The sequence below is a fragment of the Pseudomonas sp. LFM046 genome, assembly GCF_000949385.2.
Lineage (GTDB): Bacteria > Pseudomonadota > Gammaproteobacteria > Pseudomonadales > Pseudomonadaceae > Metapseudomonas.
This window is the reverse complement of the sequence record NZ_JYKO02000001.1, coordinates 4,382,867-4,403,614: the sequence shown is the minus strand read 5'-3', so window position 1 is coordinate 4,403,614 and position 20,748 is coordinate 4,382,867. Positions and strand designations below refer to the sequence as shown.

Here is a 20,748-nt window from a genome sequence, read left to right as displayed (position 1 = left end):
GGGCGGTTCACCGCGCCGCACTCACCCCTTCGAGCGTCGCAAACGACGTGTCCTTCGCCGTCAGCAGGAAGTCGCGCATGAACGGCGCATCCAGCATATCGGCGCGAATCGCCGCATACAGGGTGCAATACAGGCCCTTTTCCCCCAGGCGTTTGGCGGTCACATAGCCCCGCGAGCTGTACTCGTGCAGCGCCCAGTTGGGCAGGCAGCAGACACCGCGTCCGCTGGCCACAAGTTGCATCATCATCACCGTGAGTTCCGAGGTGCGGACCTGGGCTGGCTCCACGTCCGCCGGTTCGAGGAAGCGCGTGAAAATGTCCAGGCGATCGCGCTCGATCGGGTAGGTGATCAGCGTCAGGCTGGCCAGGTCCTCGGGAACGATGAAGGGTTTCCCCGCCAGGGCATGCTGGTTATCCACAGCCAGCAGGGCCTCGTAAGTGAAGAGCGGCACATAGGTAATGCCGGCCAGGTCCACCGGGTCGGAGGTCACCACCAGGTCCAGGTCGCCGCGGGCGAGGGCGGGCAGGGGGGCGAAGGAGAAGCCCGAGGCCAGGTCCAGTTCCACTTCCGGCCAGGCGTCACGGAACTGGTCGATGGTGGGCATCAGCCACTGGAAGCAGCTGTGGCACTCGATGGCCATGTGCAGCCGCCCGGCGGTGCCCCCAGCCAGGCGCGCCATGTCCCGTTCGGCACTGCGCAGTTGCGGCAGCACGCTGTCGGCCAGTTGCAACAGGCGCAAGCCTGCGCTGGTGAAGCGCACCGGCTTGGTCTTGCGCACGAACAGCGGCATGCCGAGGCGCTCCTCCAGTTCCTTGAACTGGTGGGAGAGGGCGGACTGAGTCAGGTGCAAGCGATCGGCGGCTTCCACCAGGCTGTCGGCTTCGCGCAGGGCGTGCAGGGTCTTGAGATGGCGCAACTCGAGCATGGGAGGGCCTTCCATGAGAAAAATTTGAGATGAACACGAATTTGTTGAGTTTGTCTCAAGTGCCCCTGGCTGTCGACAATCACCTCCATCAACTGTTTGGAGATTCGACACATGGCCCTGTCCCATTCCCTCGGCTTCCCGCGCATCGGCCGAGACCGCGAACTGAAGAAGGCCCTCGAAGCCTTCTGGAAGGGCGAACTGGATGAAGCCGGCCTGCGCACCGTCGGCCGCCAGCTGCGTGCCGCGCACTGGCAGTTGCAGAAGGACGCCGGCATCGAGCTGCTGCCGGTAGGCGATTTCGCCTGGTATGACCAGGTGCTGACCCATTCCCTCACCTTCGGCGTCATCCCTGAGCGCTTCCGCCCGGCGAGCGGCAAGCCGGGCCTGGAGACCCTGTTCGCCATGGCCCGTGGTGCTAGCACCGGGGGCGGCGGCGCCCGTGCCCAAGAGATGACCAAGTGGTTCGATACCCACTACCACTACCTGGTCCCGGAGTTTTCCGTCGACCAGCAGTTCGCCCTGAGCTGGGAGCAACTGTTCGAGGAGGTGGAGGAAGCCAAGGCACTGGGACACGCCGTCAAGCCGGTGGTGATCGGCCCGCTGACCTACCTCTGGCTGGGCAAGGCCAAGGGGGCTGGCGCTGAAACCGAGGGCTTCGACAAGCTGGACCTGCTGGAGCGCCTGCTGCCGGTCTATGGCGAAATCTTCCAGCGGCTGGCCGACCAGGGCGTGGAGTGGGTGCAGATCGATGAACCCATCCTGGCGCTGGAGCTGCCCCAGGACTGGAGGACCGCCTTCGAGCGTGCCTACAACCTGATCCAGCGCGACCCGCTGAAAAAACTCATCGCCACCTATTTCGGCGGCCTGGCGGACAACCTCGGCCTGGCCGCCAGCCTGCCGGTGGACGGCCTGCACATCGACCTGGTCAGCGCCCCCGAGCAGTTCCCCACCATCCTTGACCGCCTGCCGGCCTACAAAGTGTTGTCCCTGGGCGTGGTGAACGGCCGCGACATCTGGCGCTGCGACCTGGAGAAAACGCTCGATGTGCTGCGTCATGCCCATGAACGTCTCGGTGAGCGCCTCTGGGTGGCGCCATCCTGCTCCCTGCTGCACTGCCCGGTAGACCTTTCCGGCGAAGACCCGCTGGATGCCGAACTGAAAGGCTGGTTGGCCTTCGCCGTGCAGAAGTGCGAAGAGGTTGCGCTGCTGGCTCGCGCGCTGGCCGAGCCGGAAGCCCCCGAGGTGCTGGACGCCCTGGCCCTCAACCGTGCCGCACAAGCAAGCCGCGCCGCGTCGCCGCGCATCCACAATGCGGAGGTGCAGGCGCGTCTGAGCCTGCTTTTGCCAATGAATTCGTCCCCTCAAACGACCGGGCGAGCGTTGTATCGGTAGCCAGCCGTAGGGTGGACCACGCTTCACCGGTCCACCATTCGAGGCCGGGTATAGCGCCGTTGGTGGATGGAAAACGCACCATCCACCCTCTGGGACTGCCCCCTCGAACCGCCGCTGCGCATGGCGCACCCTACAGATCGTCTTTCCTGGCCCGGTGGACTTGCTGGTCGGCGTGGTACGAGGAGCGCACCAGGGGGCCGGACGCCACGTTCGCAAAGCCCATCTCGGCACCCTTCTCGGCGAACCAGGCGAAGGTGTCCGGGTGGACGAAACGCTGCACCGGCAGGTGGCTGCGCGACGGTTGCAGGTACTGGCCGAGGGTCAGCATGTCGATGTTGTGCTCGCGCATGCGCTGCATCACCTCGATCACTTCGTCGTCCGTCTCGCCCAGACCGAGCATCAGGCCGGACTTGGTCGGCACGTGGGGCACGCGATGCTTGAAGTTCTCCAAGAGGTCCAGCGACCACTCGAAGTCCGAGCCCGGACGCGCGGCCTTGTAGAGGCGCGGCACGGTTTCCAGGTTGTGGTTGAACACATCCGGCGGTTCCTGCTCGGTGATGGCGAGCGCCACGTCCATGCGGCCGCGGTAGTCCGGCACCAGGGTTTCCAGCTGGATGCCGGGGGACAGTTTGCGGATTTCCCGCAGGCAGTCGACGAAGTGCTGGGCACCGCCGTCGCGCAGGTCGTCGCGGTCCACCGAGGTGATCACCACGTACTTCAGGCGCAGGTCGGCGATGGCCACCGCGAGGTTCTTCGGCTCGTCCGGGTCGAGCGGTTTTGGCCGGCCGTGGCCGACGTCACAGAAGGGGCAGCGACGGGTGCAGATGTCGCCCATGATCATGAAGGTGGCGGTGCCGCCGGAGAAGCATTCGCCCAGGTTCGGGCAGGAGGCTTCCTCGCAGACGCTGTGCAGCTTGTGCTGGCGCAGCAGCTGCTTGATCCGGGCCACTTCCGGCGAGGCGGCGATGGGCACCCGTATCCAGTCCGGCTTGCGTGGCACGTCCTCGGTGGGAATGATCTTCACCGGAATGCGCGCCACCTTCTCGGCACCGCGCAGTTTGACGCCAGCCTGCAAGGGCTGCGGACGCGGGGTGATCTGGGGTTCGGTCATTTTCTTGCTCCGAAGGCTCGGCGTTTTTTGTAGGAGCGAGCTCTGCTCGCGAACAGCTTCGCGAGCAGAGCTCGCTCCTACCCGTTCAAGGAAGGCGCACGTCTTCAGCCGCGGTAATAGCGCTGCGGCACGAAGGGGGTCTTGGCCACTTTCATGGCCACCCGCTTGCCGCGCACGACGGCCCAGACTTCGTGGTCCAGGGCGGCATGCGCGACGTCCAGGTAACCCAGGGCCACCGGCGCGCCCAGGCTGGGGCCGAAGCCGCCGCTGCACACCTGGCCGATCACCGCGCCGTCGGCGTCGACGATCTCCGCGCCTTCGCGCACCGGCACGCGCTCCTGCGGCAGCAGGCCGACGCGCTTGCGCGCCACGCCGGCCTGCTGCTGGGCGAATACCTGCGCGGCGCCGGGGAAGCCGCCGGCGCGCACGCCGTCGGCGCGGCGGGCCTTGGAGATGGCCCAGGTGAGGCTGGCCTCGACCGGCGTGGTGGCGCTGCTCATGTCGTGGCCGTAGAGGCACAGGCCGGCTTCCAGGCGCAGCGAGTCGCGCGCGCCGAGACCGATCGGCTGGACTTCCGGCTGCGCCAGCAGGGCACGGGCCAGGGCGTCGGCGTCGGCCACGGGCACGGAGATCTCGTAGCCGTCCTCGCCGGTGTAGCCGGAGCGGCTGACGTAGCAGTCGACGCCGGCCAGGCGCACGGCGCGGAACTGCATGAAGGTCATCGCCTGCACCTCCGGCGCCAGGCGGCCGAGCACCGTGGCGGCGGCCGGCCCTTGCAGGGCGAGCAGGGCGCGGCTGTCGAACAGCGACTCGATGGCGCACTGCTCGCCGATCTTCGCCTGCAGGTGGGCCAGGTCCTGCGCCTTGCAGGCGGCGTTGACCACCAGGAACAGCTCGTCGTCGGCCAGGCGGGCGACCATCAGGTCGTCGAGGATGCCGCCGTTGGCGTCGGTGAACAGCGCGTAGCGCTGCAGGCCGACCGGCAGGTCGAGGATGTCCACCGGCACCAGGCTTTCCAGGGCCTGGGCGGCGTGCTCGCCGCGCAGGCGGATCTGGCCCATGTGCGAGACGTCGAACAGGCCGGCCTGCGCGCGGGTGTGCAGGTGCTCCTTGAGCACGCCGAGGGGGTACTGCACCGGCATGTCGTAGCCGGCGAAGGGCACCATGCGCGCGCCGAGTTCGAGGTGCAGGGCGTGCAGCGGGGTTTGGGCGAGGGTTTCGGTAGTCACGCGGAATCTCCAGTAGGGTGCGCCATGCGCACCGATGAACGTCTGTGGTGCGCGCGGCGCACCCTACGGACGGTTGCTCAGCATTCGATGATGTTCACGGCGAGGCCGCCGCGAGCGGTTTCCTTGTACTTGCTCTTCATGTCGGCGCCGGTCTGGCGCATGGTGCGGATCACCTTGTCCAGCGAGATGAAGTGCTGGCCGTCGCCGCGCAGGGCCATGCGCGCGGCGTTGATCGCCTTCACCGAACCCATCGCGTTGCGCTCGATGCAGGGCACCTGGACCAGGCCGCCGACCGGGTCGCAGGTGAGGCCGAGGTTGTGTTCCATGCCGATCTCGGCGGCGTTCTCCACCTGCTGCGGGGTGCCGCCGAGGACTTCGCAGAGCGCGCCGGCGGCCATCGAGCAGGCCACGCCCACTTCGCCCTGGCAGCCGACCTCGGCACCGGAGATCGAGGCGTTCTCCTTGTAGAGGATGCCGATCGCGGCGGCGGTGAGCAGGAAGCGCTCGACGCCGTCGTCGTTGGCGCCGGGGACGAAGCGGCTGTAGTAGTGCAGCACCGCCGGGACGATGCCGGCCGCGCCGTTGGTGGGCGCGGTGACCACGCGGCCGCCGGTGGCGTTCTCCTCGTTCACCGCCAGCGCGTAGAGGTTGACCCAGTCGAGCACCGACAGGCTGTCCTTGAGGTTGGCCTCCGGGTGCTCGCTGAGCTGGCGGTACAGCGCGGCGGCGCGGCGCTTGACCTTGAGCCCGCCGGGCATGATGCCTTCCTTGCGGCAGCCGGCGGTCACGCAGTCCTGCATCACCCGCCAGATCTTCAGCAGCCCGGCGCTGGTCTCCTCCGGGCGGCGCCAGGCCTGTTCGTTCTCGCGCATCAGGCTGCTGATCGACAGCCCGGTGGCGGTGCAGTGGGCAAGCAGGTCCTTGGCGGTCTTGAACGGGTAGGGCAGCGGCGTGCGGTCCTCGACGATGCGGTCGAGGCCGGCGGCTTCCTCGTCGACCACGAAGCCGCCGCCCACCGAGTAGTACTCGCGGGCGCGGATCTGGATACCGGCGTCGTCGAAGGCGCGGAAGATCATGCCGTTGGGGTGGTAGGGGAGCGGCTTGCGAATCATCGCCAGGTGCTCCTTTTCCACGAAACGGATCGGTTGTTCGCCCAGGAGGTTGATGGACCCGACTTCCCGGATGGTCGCCAGACGCAGATCCACTGTGCTGGTGTCCACCACGTCTGGAAGCTCCCCCTCAAGGCCCAGCAGCACGGCCTTGTCGCTGCCGTGGCCCTTGCCGGTGGCACCGAGGGAGCCGTACAGCTCCGCCCGGACGCTCGCCACCCGGCCCAGCAGCCCGTCCGACTTCAACCCGAGGGCGAAGCGCGCGGCGGCGCGCATCGGCCCCACGGTGTGGGAGCTGGAGGGGCCGATGCCCACCTTGAACAGATCGAAAACGCTTAGCGACATATCTCGACTCCCGGACAGGGATCAGGCCGGGTACACCGGGAAACGGGCGCACAGCGCCGCCACCTGGCGCGCCACCTGGGCCTCGACATCGGCATCGCCGAGGTGGTCGAGGATGTCGCAGATCCAACTGGCCAGGGCCCGGCACTCCGGCAACTCGAACCCACGGGTAGTCACCGCCGGGGTGCCGATGCGGATGCCCGAGGTCACGAAGGGCGACTGCGGGTCGTTCGGTACGGCGTTCTTGTTCACGGTGATGCCGGCGCGGCCGAGGGCGGCGTCCGCCTCTTTGCCGGTCTTGCCCTGCTTGATCAGGCTGACCAGGAACAGGTGGTTGTCGGTGCCGCCGGAAACCACGTCGTAGCCGCGCTTGATGAACACGCCGGCCATGGCCTGGGCGTTCTTGATCACCTGGGCCTGGTAGTCCTTGAAGCCGGGTTCCAGCGCTTCCTTGAAGCACACCGCCTTGGCGGCGATCACGTGCATCAGCGGGCCGCCCTGGGCGCCGGGGAAGACCGCGGCGTTCAGCTTCTTCTCGATCTCTTCGTTGGACCTGGCCAGGATCAGGCCGCCACGCGGACCGCGCAGGGTCTTGTGGGTGGTGGTGGTGACCACGTCGGCGTAGGGCAGCGGGTTCGGGTACAGGCCAGCGGCCACCAGGCCGGCGACGTGGGCCATGTCGACGAACAGCAGCGCACCCACTTTGTCAGCGATGGCGCGGAAGCGCGGGAAGTCGAGGGTCTTGGAGTAGGCGGAGAAGCCGGCAACGATCATCTTCGGCTTGTGCTCGACGGCCAGGCGCTCGACCTCGTCGTAATCGATCAGGCCGGTGGCGGTGTCCAGGCCGTACTGCACGGCGTTGTACAGCTTGCCGGAGGAGGAGACCTTGGCACCGTGGGTCAGGTGGCCGCCGTGGGCCAGGCTCATGCCGAGGATGGTGTCGCCGGCCTGCAGCAGGGCCAGGTAGACGGCGCTGTTGGCCTGGGAGCCGGAGTGCGGCTGGACGTTGGCGTAGTCGGCGCCGAACAGCTGCTTGGCGCGGTCGATGGCCAGTTGCTCGACCTTGTCGACGAACTCGCAGCCACCGTAGTAGCGCTTGCCCGGATAGCCTTCGGCGTACTTGTTGGTCAGCACGGAGCCTTGGGCTTCCATCACCTGCGGGCTGGTGTAGTTCTCCGAGGCGATCAGCTCGATGTGGTCTTCCTGGCGCACGGCTTCCTGGTGGATGGCCTCGGCCAGGGCGGGGTCGAAATCGGAGAGGGTCAGGCTCTTGTGGAACATGGTCGGATTCCTTCTTGTTCGAATGGGTTGGAAGCTTCCTTGTAGGGGCGAATGAATTCGCCCCTACAAGGAATGGCTGCCGTCAGGCGTCCATATAGGCCTCGATGGACGGGCAGGCGCAGACCAGGTTGCGGTCGCCGTAGACGTTGTCCACGCGGCCCACCGGCGGCCAGTACTTGCCGTCCACCAGGCTGGCGGTGGGGTACACGGCCAGTTCGCGGCTGTAGTGGTGGGTCCACTCGCCGACCAGTTCGCGGGCGGTGTGCGGGGCGTTCTTCAGCGGGTTGTCGTCCTTGTCCAGTTCGCCGTTCTCCACCGCGCGGATTTCCTCGCGGATGCGGATCATGGCGTCGCAGAAGCGGTCCAGCTCTTCCTTCGATTCGCTCTCGGTGGGCTCGATCATCAGCGTGCCGGGCACCGGGAAGCTCATGGTCGGGGCGTGGAAGCCGAAGTCGATCAGGCGCTTGGCGACGTCGTCGACGCTGATGCCGCTGGTCTCCTTGAGCGGGCGCAGGTCGAGGATGCACTCGTGGGCCACCAGGCCGTTGCTGCCGGTGTAGAGCACCGGGTAGTGCTCCTCCAGGCGGCGGGCGATGTAGTTGGCGTTGAGGATCGCCAGCTGGGTGGCGCGGCGCAGGCCCTCGCCGCCCATCAGGCGGATGTACATCCAGGTGATCGGCAGGATGCTGGCGCTGCCGAAGGGCGCGGCGCTCACTGCGCCGTCCTTGCGCGCCATGTGCGCGTGGCCGGGCAGGAAGGGCGCCAGGTGCGCCTTCACGCCGATCGGGCCGACGCCCGGGCCGCCGCCGCCGTGGGGGATGCAGAAGGTCTTGTGCAGGTTCAGGTGGGAGACGTCGCCGCCGAACTGGCCCGGGGCGCAGAGACCGACCATGGCGTTCATGTTGGCGCCGTCGATGTACACCTGGCCGCCGTTGGCGTGGATGATCGCGCAGATCTCGCGGATGCCTTCCTCGAACACGCCGTGGGTCGACGGGTAGGTGATCATCAGCGCGGCGAGGCGCTCCTGGTGTTCCTCGGCCTTGGCCTTGAGGTCGGCGAGGTCGACGTTGCCGCGGGCGTCGCAGGCGGTGACCACCACGCGCATGCCGACCATGGCGGCGGTGGCCGGGTTGGTGCCGTGGGCCGATTGCGGGATCAGGCAGATGTCGCGCTGGTCGTCGCCGCGGCTGTGGTGGTAGGCGCGGATCGCCAGCAGGCCGGCGTATTCGCCCTGGGAGCCGGCGTTCGGCTGCAGCGACACGGCGTCATAGCCGGTGGCCTGGCAGAGCATGGCTTCCAGCTCGCTGGTCAGCTCATGGTAGCCCTGGGACTGCTCGGCCGGGGCGAAGGGGTGCAGCGCGCCGAACTCGGCCCAGGTCACCGGGATCATTTCGCTGGCGGCGTTCAGCTTCATGGTGCAGGAGCCCAGCGGGATCATGCTGCGGTCCAGCGCCAGGTCCTTGTCGGCGAGCTTGCGCAGGTAGCGCATCAGCTCGGTTTCCGAGTGGTAGCGGTTGAACACCGGGTGGCTGAGGATGGCGCTCTGGCGCCTCAGGGCGGCCGGCAGGCGGCTGCCGACGCGGGCGGCCAGCTCGGCGAAGACCGGCAGGGCCTGGCCGTCGGCGAACAGCGCCCAGAGCTGCTCGACGTCGGCCGGGGTGGTGGTTTCGTCCAGCGACAGGCCGAGGCGCGCGGCGTCCACTTCGCGCAGGTTGAGGCGCTGGGCACGGGCCTGGGCGTGGCGCTCGGCGGTCTGGCTGCCGGTGGCCAGGGTCAGGGTGTCGAAGAAGGCTTCCTGCTCGACGGTCACGCCGAGCTGGGTCAGGCCCGCGGCGAGGATCGCGGTCAGCTGGTGCACGCGCTGGGCGATGCGGGTCAGGCCCTGCGGGCCGTGGTAGACGGCGTACATGCTGGCGATGTTGGCCAGCAGCACCTGCGCGGTGCAGATGTTGCTGGTGGCCTTCTCGCGGCGGATGTGCTGCTCGCGGGTCTGCATGGCCAGGCGCAGGGCCGGCTGGCCGTGGCGGTCGATGGAGACGCCGACCAGGCGGCCGGGCATGTCGCGCTTGAACGCGTCGCGGGTGGCGAAGTAGGCCGCGTGCGGGCCGCCGAAGCCGAGCGGCACGCCGAAGCGCTGGGCGCTGCCGAGGGCGACGTCGGCGCCGAACTCGCCGGGCGGGGTCAGCAGGGTCAGCGCCAGCAGGTCGGCGGCCACCGCCACCAGCGCGCCCACGGCGTGGAAGCGCGCCACCAGTTCGCGGTAGTCGAAGAGGTCGCCGTTGGCGGCCGGGTACTGCAGCAGGGCGCCGAAGTAGGCGCTGGCGTCGGTCAGCTCGCGCTCGTCGCCGATCACCACCTCGATGCCCAGCGGCTCGGCGCGGGTGCGCAGCACGTCGAGGGTCTGCGGGTGGCAGTGCTGCGAGGCGAAGAAGGCGTTACTGGCCTTGTTCTTCGCCAGGCGCTTGCAGAAGGTCATGGCTTCGGCGGCGGCGGTGCCTTCGTCGAGCAGCGAGGCGTTGGCCACCGGCAGGCCGGCGAGGTCGCTGACCAGGGTCTGGAAGTTCAGCAGGGCTTCCAGGCGGCCCTGGGAGATTTCCGGCTGGTAGGGGGTGTAGGCGGTGTACCAGGCCGGGTTTTCCAGCAGGTTGCGCAGGATCGGGCTGGGGGTGTGGCAGGGGTAGTAGCCCTGGCCGATGTAGCTCTTGAACAGCTGGTTCTTGCTGGCGATGGCCTTGATCGCGGCGAGGGCTTCGGCCTCGCCCTGGCCGGCCGGCAGGTCGAGTACGCTGGTGCCCTTGATGCTGTCGGGCACCACGCTGGCGATCATCGCGTCCAGGCCGTCGAAACCGAGCAGTTCCAGCATGGCCTGGACGTCAGCGTCACGGGGACCGATATGGCGCGGGACGAACTCGTTGCGCGTGTCCAGGGGGAATTGGGCGAGGCTCATGGCGGCTCCTCCGGCTCAGGCGTTGTCGGCGAGGAAGGCGTCGTAGTCAGCCTGGTCCATCAGGCCGGCAAGGGCCTCCGGATCGTCCAGGCGGATGCGGAAGAACCAGCCGCCGTCCATGGGCGCTTCGTTGACCAGTTCGGGGCTGTCGGCCAGGGCCTGGTTCACTTCGACCACTTCACCGTCCAGGGGCATGACGATGTTGCTGGCGGCCTTCACCGATTCCAGCACGGCGACTTCCGCGCCCTGCTCGTAGCGGCCGGCGTCGGGCAGCTGGACGAATACCACGTCGCCGAGGGCTTCCTGGGCGAAGCTGGTGATGCCGACGGTGACTTCACCGGTTGCTTCGATGCGCAGCCATTCGTGCTCGGGAGTGAAACGCAGAGTGGTCATGGATCTTCCTCTTGTTATCAGGTTGGGTCCCGAGCGCTGGAATCCGGCTCGGCTGATGGAACAAGAGCAAGGTGGGTGCCAACTCTTGGAAGTCCTTGTAAATCAATGGTTTGATGGGTTTTGTCGACGTCGGTGAGCCAATGGATGGAACGATATCGCTCCGGGTCGAGTTGGCCCTTCTGCCGGGGCGGATGCGGGAAGCTCCCGAAATCTGAGGGTTTCAGGCAAATGGAGCGAAATCGCTCCACTGGAATGGAATCGAACCGGGGCAGAGGACGTGTAGGGGTCGAATTCATTCGACCCCACAGGAAAAGCGGCCCTACGCCAGTCCTAACGGGAGATGCCGTATTTCCTCAACCGCTGGCCGATGGCGGTGTGGGAGGTGTTCAGCCGAGCCGCCAATTGCCGTGTCGAAGGGTAGGCGGCATAGAGCTGCTGCAGCAGGTTTTTCTCGAAGCCCTGCACCGCGTCCTCCAGGCTGGTGATCGCCAGGGGATCGGCCTGGGGCGTGCCGAGGGCGGTGCCGGCAAGCTCCAGGCTGTCGCAGTCGATGAGGTCGCCTTCGCTGATGGCGGCGGCGCGGAAGATCACGTTCTGCAACTGGCGCACGTTGCCCGACCAGCGATTGCCCAGCAGCACCGGGTAGGTGGCCGGGGCCAGGCGGCAGGACGGGCGCTGGATCTGCGCGCAGGCCTGGTCGAGGAAGTGCTCGGCGAGCAGGAGGATGTCCTGACCGCGTTCGCGTAGCGGCGGCACATCCAGGTTGAGCACGTTGAGGCGATAGAACAGGTCCTCGCGAAAGCTGCCTTCGCTGACCATGCGTTCCAGGTGCCGGTGGGTGGCGCCGAGGACCCGCACATTCACATGGACTTCCCGGTCGCCGCCGACCCGGCGGAAGCAGCCGTCGCTGAGGAAGCGCAGGAGCTTGGCCTGGAGGTAGGGCGACATCTCGCCAACCTCGTCGAGGAACACCGTGCCGCCGTCGGCCAGTTCCAGGAGGCCCGGCTTGCCGCCACGCTGGGCACCGGTGAAGGCGCCCGCCGAATAACCGAAGAGTTCGCTTTCGGCCAGGCTCTCCGGCAGTGCCGCGCAGTTCAGGGCCAGGAACGGGGCATCCCGCCGATCGCTCAGGGCATGGCAGGCACGGGCCACCAGTTCCTTGCCGGTGCCGGTTTCGCCGCGAATCAGCAGGTGCGCTTCCAGCCGAGCGACCTTGCGCAGGCGCGTCTTGAGTTGCTTCAGGGGCGGTGACTTGCCCAGCAGGTTTTCCATCCCCTCGCCGCTTTCGTGGCGCAGGGAGGCCAGGCGCTCGCCGATGCGACTGGGCGGGTAGAGGGTCAGCAGGCCGCCCGCCAGGTCCTGCGATCCGGCGTCCGCAGTACCGCTGACCGGGGTGGCGTCCAGCAGCAGTGATTGTCCCTTGAACGCCACGTCGCACATGGGCAGGCGGAAACCCCGGTCGATCAGGGTCTGCGCGAGGCCGGGATCATCGAACAGGTTCGACAGCGGCTCGCCCGTGGGGTCGCGTCCGTAGAGGCCGATCAGCGAGGGGTTGGCCAGCAGCACGTGGCCGCTGTCGTCCACCGCCAGCACCGGGTCGCTGACGGCGGCCAGCAGGGCATCGAGCTGCAGGCGTCGGCGTTGGCCGGGGAGGATGTCCACCATCTTCACCGCCTGCACGCCGCGCACGGCCAGCAATGCACCGCTCAGTTCGTCGAGCACCTCGGGGCCGAGGGTGGGGGCGTCGATGTAGACGTTGGGCGGGATCATCTCCACGGCTTCGAGGTTGAGGTTGCGGCCACCCAGCAGGGCGAGGACTTCCTGGGTGATGCCGACGCGGTCGATGAAAGTGACATGGATGCGCATGGGGTTTCGCCTGCTGGCTGGTCAGCCCTTGGTCACGCCGCCCGAGCAGGCGGTCAGGTCTTCGAGGAAGGCACGGAGGATGGGTGGCGGCGCCGCGCGACGGGTGATGACGTCAAAGGGCGATTCCAGCTGCTCCTGAGTGATGGGAAGACGCCGCATTTCTCCGGTGCTGACCCAATGGTCGGCTACGTGCACGGGCAGCAGGCCGAGATAGGCACCGGATATGACCAGGATCGCCAGGGCTTCGATGTTGTCCACGGTGGCCGCCGCCTTGCTCACGCCGAGCACGTCGAGGTCGTACTGCTGCATGTAGCCGCGTACCACGATGCGGCTTGCGCCGACGGCTTCGCGCAGGGCCGCCCCGTTCAGCGAACTCTTGAACAGCGGGTGATGACGCCCGCAGTAGAGGCCCAGCGCTTCCCGGTACAGCGGCGAGTAGTTGAGACCGGACACCCGTGCCGGAAAGTGGCCGATGGCGAGGTGCAGGCGGTTGTCGAGGACCCGCTCTTCCAACTCCGCAGGTGCGCCGACGTAGACGCTGAGGTGCACGTCATGCCCGCGGGAGACGAAGCGCTGGGTGGCGCGGGGCAGGGGAGAGTCGCGGTCGGTCAGGGTGCTGTCGATGATGCCGAGGTTGAGCTTGCCGCTGATGCTCTGCTTGAGCACATCGGCGTCCATGCAGAAGGCCTCGACCGCCGAGAGCAGGCGCTGGGTCGCCTCGTGAATGGCCACGCCTTGCTCGGTCAGGCGGAAGCCGCTGCGGCCACGCTGGCAGAGCTTGACCCCGAGGCGGGTTTCCAGGTGGCTCATCTGCTCGCTGATGGTGGACTGGCCTGCGTTGAGCGCGGCCTGGGCGGCGGAAAAGCCCCCACATTTGACGATCGTGGCGAAGACGCGGAGGAGCTTCAGGTCGACATCATGCAGCTGGATCACGGTGTGCCTCCCAGTCGATGGAAACATCGGAGGCTGCGATATGAGCATCTGATGTTTTGCATTTTTACAAAATAAATCTGCGCCCATAGTCCCTGCAACGGCGAATTCCAAGCCGGTTCGCCGACGACAGAAAACAAGAAGCGAGGCGCACCACGATGTCGAAGAATGCTTATGAATCCGGACGGTTGAACCTGCCTTTCGTAGGTCACTGCACCTTTGCCAAGTCCCCGATCTGCACCGATTGGGATGCCATAAACGCGGACGTCGCCGTGCTCGGCGCGCCCAATGACATGGGCACCCAGTGGCGCTCCGGGGCACGCTTCGGACCGCGCAGTATTCGCGAAGCCTCCACGCTCTTCTCCTTTGGCCATTCCGGCGCCTACGACCACGAAGACGATGCCCTTTACCTGACCGAAGACCAGGTACGCATGGTGGATGTCGGCGATGCGGACATCGTCCACACCGACATGGCCAGCAGTAACGACAACATCGAGTTCGCCGTACGCAAGATTCTCGAATCCGGTGCCATGCCGGTGGTGCTGGGCGGTGACCACTCGATCCATGCCCCGGTGATCAAGGCCTTCGAGGGCCACGCGCCCATCCATATCGTGCATTTCGATGCCCACCTGGACTTCGTCGACGAGCGCCACGGCGTGCGCTACGGCCACGGCAACCCGCTGCGCCGCGCCTCCGAGCTGGACCACATCGTCGGCATGACCCAGATGGGTATTCGCAACGTGTCCTCCTCCAACCGCGATGACTACGACGCCGCCCGCGCCGCCGGTTCGCAGATCCTGTCGGTGCGCGATGTGCGCCGGTTGGGCACGGAAGGCGTCATGGCGATGATTCCGGAAGGCCTGGATTACTACATCACCATCGACATCGACGGCTTCGACCCGTCCATCGCCCCCGGCACCGGCACGCCCAGCCATGGCGGCTTCCTCTACTACGAGGTGCTGGAGATCATCCAGGCGCTGGCCAAACGGAGCCAGGGCCGGGTCGTCGGCATGGACCTGGTAGAGGTCGCACCTGCCTACGACCCCACTGGCGCCACCTCGATCCTCGCGGCGCAACTGCTGATGAACAGCATTGGTTTCATCTTCCACGAACGCGCCCGCAACCGCTGACAGGCCAGGAGGAATAGAGAGTGGACATCAAGGTTAAAGACTATCTGCAGAAATTTGGTGTGTCCGAGGCGACCCAGCGTTTTCTCGGCAAGGTCCAGAAGATGTTTGTCGGCGGCGCCTGGCTGGAGTCGGCTGACAGTGCCGAGGTGATCGAGCCGTCCACCGGTGGCGTGCTCACCCGCATTCCCATGGGCACCGCAGACGATCTGGACCGCGCCGTGCAGGCTGCCCGCGCGCAGTTCGACGGTGGCGCCTGGAGCCAGCTCAAGCCCCTGGAGCGCGAGCGCCTGCTGCATCGCCTGGCCGACCTGATCGAGGCCAATGCTGATGAGCTGGCGGAGATCGAGTCCATCGACATGGGCAAGTCGGTCGCCCAGGCCCGAGCTGTGGATATCCAGGGCACCATCGACACCTTCCGTTATTTCGCCGGGTGGGCCAGCAAGATCCACGGGCGCACCGTGGAGCCGTCGCTGCCGGGCAATTACCTGGCCTACACCCGCAAGGAGCCGGTGGGGGTGGTGGGCGTCATCGTGCCCTGGAACTTCCCCCTGCAGACCATGGCCTGGAAGCTCGGCGCCGCCCTGGCGGTGGGTTGCACCGTGGTGGTGAAGCCGGCTGAGCTGACCTCCCTGTCGGCCCTGCGTTTTGCCGAGCTGGTGCAGGCGTCAGACATTCCCGATGGCGTGGTGAACATCGTCACCGGGCGCGGCAGCGTGGTCGGCGCGGCGATGTCCAATCATCCGGGCATCGACAAGTTGAGCTTCACCGGATCGACCCCGGTGGGCTGCTCGGTCGGCAAGGCGGCCATCGACCAGATGAAGCGCCTGACCCTGGAACTGGGCGGCAAGTCGCCGGTGATCGTCTTCGCCGATGCCGATATCAAGGCGGCGGCCCAGGCGGTGGCCAACGGTGTGTTCTTCAACTCTGGCCAGGTTTGCGACGCCGGTACCCGCGCCTATGTCCACCGCAGCGTCTACGCCGAATTCCTGAAGGAGCTGGCGGACTACACCGCGACCCTGAAGATCGCCCCCGGTCTGGACCCGGACTGCTTCATCAGCCCGATGGTGTCGCGCCAGCAACAGCAACGGGTGCTGGAGTACATCGAGACCGGCAAGGCCGAGGGCGCGGAGCTCTATTCCGGCGGCGAACCCGTCGAGGGCCCCGGCTTCTACGTCCAGCCGACCGTCTTCGCCAACTGCCGCAATGACATGCGCATCGTCCAGGAGGAGATCTTCGGCCCGGTGCTGGTGACCGCGCCCTTCGATTCCGAGGAAGAAGCCCTGGCCCTGGCCAACGATTCGCTGTTCGGCCTGGCTGCGGCGCTCTACTCCAACGACCTCGGGCGGGTCCACAGCCTTATCCCGCGCCTGCGTGCGGGCACCGTCTACGTCAACGCCCACAGCACCCTCGATCCCTCCATGCCCTTCGGCGGCTACAAGCAGTCGGGCTACGGCAAGGACCTCGGGTCGGAACAGCTGGATTACCTGCTGGAAACCAAGGCGGTGTGGATCACACTTCCTTAAGTGATTTCAGCTGAAGCGTCGGCAGTCCCCGCTGCCGCCGCATGATCGGTCCGCACCCGCCTTGCCAGGCAGTTCCTTACGGGCTGCCGGGGTGCGGACCCTGGTGATACTCCATACGAAAATAAGAGCGGAGATACCATGAAATCAGCATCGCAAAGCCTGTCCGCGACCGAGGGACAACGCGGACTGGAAATCGAAGGCCATTCCATCGATTTCATCCAGGAGAACGAGAGAACCGACAAGCTGTCCGCCCAGGGCCCCTTCTGGTTCGTTGGCAACTTCACCTTCTTCACCATGACCATCGGCTTCGTGGGGCCGAGCGTGGGTTTGAGCGCGTTCTGGACCATGATCGCCGGCACCCTGGGCATCATGTTCGGCACCCTGTTCATGGCATTCCACGGCTCGCAGGGGCCGCACCTCGGCCTGCCGCAGATGATCCAGTCCCGCGCCCAGTTCGGCTATCGCGGTGTGGTGCTGGTGTTGCTGGCGACGCTGTTCGTCTTCGCCGGCTTCAACATCGTCAACCTGGTGTTGATGATGCAAGGGCTGGAGACGCTGTTTCACTGGGAACCGATGACCGTCGCCCTGGTCGTCTCGGTGCCTGCCACGGTCCTGGCCATCCTCGGCCATGACTGGATGCACAAGACCTTCAAATGGTCGTTGTTCCTCTCGCTGCCGCTCTATGGGCTGGTGACGATGGCGGTACTGCTGGGATGGGTCCCCTCCGCTCCGCCGCCGGCCGATGGTGCCGAAACGGTCAAGCTTGGATTCACCCTGACCGGTTTCGTCGCCCAGTTCGCCGCCGCCGCCAGCTACAACATCGCCTATGCGCCCTATGTCTCGGACTACTCCCGTTACCTGCCGAAGAACACCTCGAGCGGCAAGCTGATCGCGGCTGTATTCATCGGTGCTTCGCTCTCGGGCGCCTGGATGATCTCGGTTGGCGGCTGGTTGGCTGAACACCTGCGCACGGCTGATGTCCTCGTCGCGCTCAACAGCGTCGGCGCCAGCTTCGCCCCGCAGTTGGGCACCGTGGTGGTGGCGATCACCATCCTGGCCTTCCTGCCGGTGATCGCGATGAACATCTACAGCGCCAAGCTCACCACCATCACGGGCGTGGACTCGTTCAGGAAGATCAAGCCCACGGCACGGGTGCGCATCTGGGCGATCCTCTTCGTGGTGCTCCTGCAGCTGGGCGTGGCGATCAGCATCAATGCCTCAGGTTCGGGCCTGTCGATGCTGAACATGTACCTGGTGGTGATGCTGTATTTCCTGGTGCCGTGGACGGCGGTGAACCTCACCGACTACTTCTTCGTGCGCAAGGGCCGCTATGCCATCCCGCACTTCTTCCTGCCGCACGACAACATCTATGGCCACTGGGGCAGCCGCGGCCTGATCGCCTACCTGATCGGCTTCGTGGTGATGATCCCGTTCTTCACCATCTTCAGCGGCGCCGAGGAAGTCTACGTCGGCCCGCTGGCCAGGATGATCGGCAGCGTGGACATGGCGTGGCTGGTCGGCCTGATCGTTTCGGGTGTCGCTTACTACCTGCTGTGCCTGTCGCTCGACCTGAAGAAAGAGGAAAGCCTCATTCGCCAGATCGAGAAAGACGCCCCCCAATTCACGACGGGTAAAGCCTGGTAACCACCCAGCCCGTCCAGTTTCATTGCGAGAAAGATCATGGCTAACAGATACGACTACATCATCATTGGTGCGGGTTCGGCCGGCTGCGTTCTGGCCAACCGCTTGACCGAGGACGCCGGCACCTCCGTGCTGGTTCTGGAATTCGGCGGCAGCGACCGCAGCGTGCTGATCCAGATGCCCAGCGCCTTTTCCATCCCGATGAACACCAAGAAGTACAACTGGCGCTACGAGACCGTGGCCGAACCGCACCTGGATGGCCGTCGCCTGCACTGCCCGCGCGGCAAGGTGCTTGGCGGCTCGTCTTCCATCAACGGTCTGGTCTACATCCGTGGCCATGCCTACGACTTCGATGAGTGGGAGTCGCTCGGCGCGAAGAACTGGGGCTATCGCAACTGCCTGCCGTACTTCAAGCGTGCCGAGAACTACAAGTTCGGTGGCGACGACTACCGGGGCGCCAGCGGCCCGCTGTCCACCAACAACGGCAACAACATGCAGAACCCGCTCTATGGGGCCTGGGTGGAGGCCGGCGCCCAGGCCGGCTACATCAAGACCGACGACTGCAATGGCTATATGCAGGAAGGGTTCGGCGCCATGCACATGACCGTGAAGGATGGCGTGCGCTGGTCCACCGCCAACGCCTACCTGCGGCCGGCCATGGAGCGCCCCAACCTGACGGTGGTCACCCACGCCATGACCCGGCGCATCCTCCTCGATGGCAAACGCACCGTCGGTGTGGAATACGACCAGGGCGGCCAGACCCACACCGTCTACTGCAATCGCGAAGTGCTGGTGTCCTCGGGGCCCATCGGTTCGCCACACCTGCTGCAGCGTTCCGGCATCGGTCCGCAGGAGGTTCTGAAGAAAGCCGGCATCGAGGTCCGCCATCATCTGCCCGGCGTGGGGGAAAACCTCCAGGACCACTCGGAGATCTACATTCAGTACGAATGCAAGCAGCCGGTGACGTTGAACAGCAAGATGGGCCTGTTCGCCAAGGCGCTGATCGGCCTGCGCTGGCTGCTGTTCAAGGACGGCCTGGGGGCCAGCAACCACTTCGAGGCGGGCGGCTTCATCCGCTCGGAGCAGGGTCTGAAATGGCCGGACATCCAGTTCCATTTCCTGCCGGCGGCGATGCGCTACGACGGTGACAAGCCGTTCAAGGGCCATGGCTTCATGGTGCTGACCGGCCCCAACAAGCCGAAGAGCCGGGGCCATGTCCATGCCCTGTCTGCCGACCCCTACCAGCACCCGGAAATCCGCTTCAACTACCTGGAAAGCGAAGAGGACCGCGAGGGCTTCCGTCGCTGCGTGCGCCTGACTCGGGAAATCCTGGGCCAGCCGGCCATGGACCGTTTCCGGGGCGAGGAACTGGCGCCCGGTGCCCATGTGCAGACCGATGAGGAAATCGATGCCTTCGTGCGCGCCAACATGGAAAGCACCATGCACCCCTGCGGTTCCTGCCGCATGGGTGAGGACGACATGGCGGTGGTGGACTCGGAGTTGCGGGTCCGTGGCATCCAGGGGCTGCGGGTGATCGACTCGTCGGTCTTCCCCACCGAGCCCAACGGCAACCTCAACGCGCCCACCATCATGCTCGCCGAGCGCGCCTCGGACCTGGTGCGCGGTCGCAGGCCGCTGGCTCCTGAGGAGATGCCGGTGGGCCTGGCCGCCAATTGGGAAACCGCCCAGCGCACCAACGCCCCCCTTCGCCAGGTCCGCGTCTGAGTCCGGGGCCGGGGAGGGGGCCACGCCAGCCGCCTCCCCGAGCCTGGCAACGACCGTTCGGCGCTCGTCATTAAATTGTCACGGTTCTGTGGCAGAGCGAATCACGGGAATTCATCAGAATCGCGTCTGACTGGGGTTTTGCGTTCTGGATTTCCAACATGCGTGTGCTGATCCTGCTCGCCGCGCTCATTTGCGGCCTGCCTTCTTTTGCTTTTGCCCGCTGCGATGTGACCGTGCCGACGGAAACCGTCGACCTGGCCGACGTGCGCCTGGCGTACCAGAGTGTGGGAGACGAGCGGGACCCGGCGTTGCTGCTGATCATGGGACTGGGCGGGCAACTGATCCACTGGCCGGACGAGGTGGTGGAGCGGCTCTGCCAGAGCGGTTTTCGGGTCATTCGCTTCGATAATCGCGACGTCGGCCTGTCCGCCTGGATCGGTGCGGCGCCGTCGGTGAACCTGCCCTATGAAGTGGTGCGTTATCGCCTGGGCCTGCCGGTATCGGCGCCCTATGGCCTTCGCGACATGGCGGTTGATTCGCTGCACTTGCTGGACGCCCTGGGCATCCAGCAGGCCCACGTGCTGGGTGCGAGCATGGGCGGGATGATTGCCCAGTACCTGGCTGACATGGCGCCGGAACGGGTGCTCAGCCTGACCCTGGTGATGACCAGTTCGGGGGCCCAGGGACTGCCGGCGCCGAGCGCAGCCCTGCTGGACCTGCTGGCGCGGCGTGAAGCGCCGAGCCGGGAAGTGGCCATCCAGCAGCAGGCCGACCTGTTGGCCGCCCTGGGCAGTCCGGAGGTCAGTGACGATCGCGAACAGTTGGTCGAACAGGCCGCCCGCGCCTACGACCGCTCCTTCAATCCTGAAGGCGTGCAGCGGCAGATGTTGGCCATCCTCGCCGAACCCAGCCGCGTCGACCTGCTCAATCGCCTGCGGGTGCCGACGCTGGTGGTGCACGGCACTGCCGATCCACTGTTGCCGGTGATGCACGGGGTCCATGTGGCGGCCCATATCAAGGGTTCGGAACTGAAACTGATTCCGGGCCTTGCCCATCGCTTCCAGGAGGCCTTCAAGGAGCCGCTGCTCTCAGCCGTGCTGCCGCACCTGATGGCCCACCGCCGCGCCGAGGGGCATGTGGCGCAACTCTGATCAGCCTTGTGGTTGGCGTTCGAGTGCTTATGTAGAGGCGAATTCATTCGCCC

14 protein-coding genes and 1 pseudogene are annotated in these 20,748 nt (G+C 66.3%); 6 read left to right on the top strand and 9 right to left on the bottom strand.

Annotation, left to right across the window (positions count from 1 at the left end; all coding sequences use genetic code 11):
* Window positions 1–7 precede the first annotated feature (7 nt).
* Complete coding sequence (gene metR / locus TQ98_RS20215; protein WP_044871392.1) at window positions 8–925, bottom strand: transcriptional regulator MetR; 918 nt, start codon at window positions 923–925, stop codon at window positions 8–10.
* A 111-nt stretch (window positions 926–1,036) separates the two neighbouring features.
* Here metR and TQ98_RS20210 point away from each other — a divergent pair.
* Window positions 1,037–2,266, top strand: a pseudogene (locus tag TQ98_RS20210) (5-methyltetrahydropteroyltriglutamate--homocysteine S-methyltransferase); the annotation flags it as partial.
* 181 nt (window positions 2,267–2,447) lie between these two features.
* On the opposite strand, the gene lipA reads toward TQ98_RS20210, so the two are convergent.
* From lipA to TQ98_RS20170, 8 genes are all read right to left on the bottom strand, one after another.
* Entirely contained in the window at window positions 2,448–3,428 is a 981-nt protein-coding gene (gene lipA, locus TQ98_RS20205; protein WP_044871391.1) for a lipoyl synthase, read from the bottom strand.
* A gap of 104 nt (window positions 3,429–3,532) precedes the next feature.
* Complete coding sequence (gene gcvT, locus TQ98_RS20200) at window positions 3,533–4,657, bottom strand: glycine cleavage system aminomethyltransferase GcvT (protein WP_103103022.1); 1,125 nt, start codon at window positions 4,655–4,657, stop codon at window positions 3,533–3,535.
* A gap of 77 nt (window positions 4,658–4,734) precedes the next feature.
* A complete protein-coding gene (locus TQ98_RS20195) occupies window positions 4,735–6,111 on the bottom strand; it encodes an L-serine ammonia-lyase (protein WP_103103021.1) in 1,377 nt (458 codons plus the stop codon).
* Between the two features lie 21 nt (window positions 6,112–6,132).
* Entirely contained in the window at window positions 6,133–7,389 is a 1,257-nt protein-coding gene (gene glyA / locus TQ98_RS20190; protein ID WP_103103020.1) for a serine hydroxymethyltransferase, read from the bottom strand.
* An 82-nt stretch (window positions 7,390–7,471) separates the two neighbouring features.
* Window positions 7,472–10,336 carry an aminomethyl-transferring glycine dehydrogenase gene (gene gcvP / locus TQ98_RS20185; protein ID WP_103103019.1) on the bottom strand — a complete coding sequence of 955 codons (2,865 nt, stop codon included), beginning with the start codon at window positions 10,334–10,336 and terminating at the stop codon, window positions 7,472–7,474.
* A gap of 15 nt (window positions 10,337–10,351) precedes the next feature.
* Complete coding sequence (gene gcvH / locus TQ98_RS20180; protein ID WP_044872331.1) at window positions 10,352–10,729, bottom strand: glycine cleavage system protein GcvH; 378 nt, start codon at window positions 10,727–10,729, stop codon at window positions 10,352–10,354.
* Window positions 10,730–11,059: 330 nt separating this feature from the next.
* Window positions 11,060–12,595 (bottom strand): sigma-54-dependent transcriptional regulator, encoded by a 1,536-nt coding sequence (locus TQ98_RS20175; protein ID WP_044872332.1) that lies wholly within the window; start codon window positions 12,593–12,595, stop codon window positions 11,060–11,062.
* 21 nt (window positions 12,596–12,616) lie between these two features.
* On the bottom strand, window positions 12,617–13,528 hold the full coding sequence (locus TQ98_RS20170; protein WP_044872333.1) for a LysR family transcriptional regulator: 912 nt from the start codon (window positions 13,526–13,528) through the stop codon (window positions 12,617–12,619).
* 155 nt (window positions 13,529–13,683) lie between these two features.
* On the opposite strand from TQ98_RS20170, the gene speB reads away from it, so the two are divergent.
* The 5 genes from speB to TQ98_RS20145 all read left to right on the top strand — a co-directional run bounded on the left by speB (window position 13,684) and on the right by TQ98_RS20145 (window position 20,695).
* Window positions 13,684–14,655 carry an agmatinase gene (gene speB, locus TQ98_RS20165; RefSeq protein WP_044872334.1) on the top strand — a complete coding sequence of 324 codons (972 nt, stop codon included), beginning with the start codon at window positions 13,684–13,686 and terminating at the stop codon, window positions 14,653–14,655.
* 20 nt (window positions 14,656–14,675) lie between these two features.
* Window positions 14,676–16,178: an aldehyde dehydrogenase family protein gene (locus tag TQ98_RS20160; protein WP_044872335.1), complete on the top strand. Its 1,503-nt coding sequence runs from the start codon at window positions 14,676–14,678 to the stop codon at window positions 16,176–16,178.
* Window positions 16,179–16,316: 138 nt separating this feature from the next.
* Window positions 16,317–17,822 (top strand): cytosine permease, encoded by a 1,506-nt coding sequence (locus tag TQ98_RS20155; protein ID WP_044872336.1) that lies wholly within the window; start codon window positions 16,317–16,319, stop codon window positions 17,820–17,822.
* Window positions 17,823–17,858: 36 nt separating this feature from the next.
* Window positions 17,859–19,544: a choline dehydrogenase gene (gene betA / locus TQ98_RS20150; protein WP_103103018.1), complete on the top strand. Its 1,686-nt coding sequence runs from the start codon at window positions 17,859–17,861 to the stop codon at window positions 19,542–19,544.
* A gap of 158 nt (window positions 19,545–19,702) precedes the next feature.
* Window positions 19,703–20,695 carry an alpha/beta hydrolase gene (locus TQ98_RS20145; protein ID WP_044870660.1) on the top strand — a complete coding sequence of 331 codons (993 nt, stop codon included), beginning with the start codon at window positions 19,703–19,705 and terminating at the stop codon, window positions 20,693–20,695.
* Window positions 20,696–20,748: the final 53 nt, after the last annotated feature.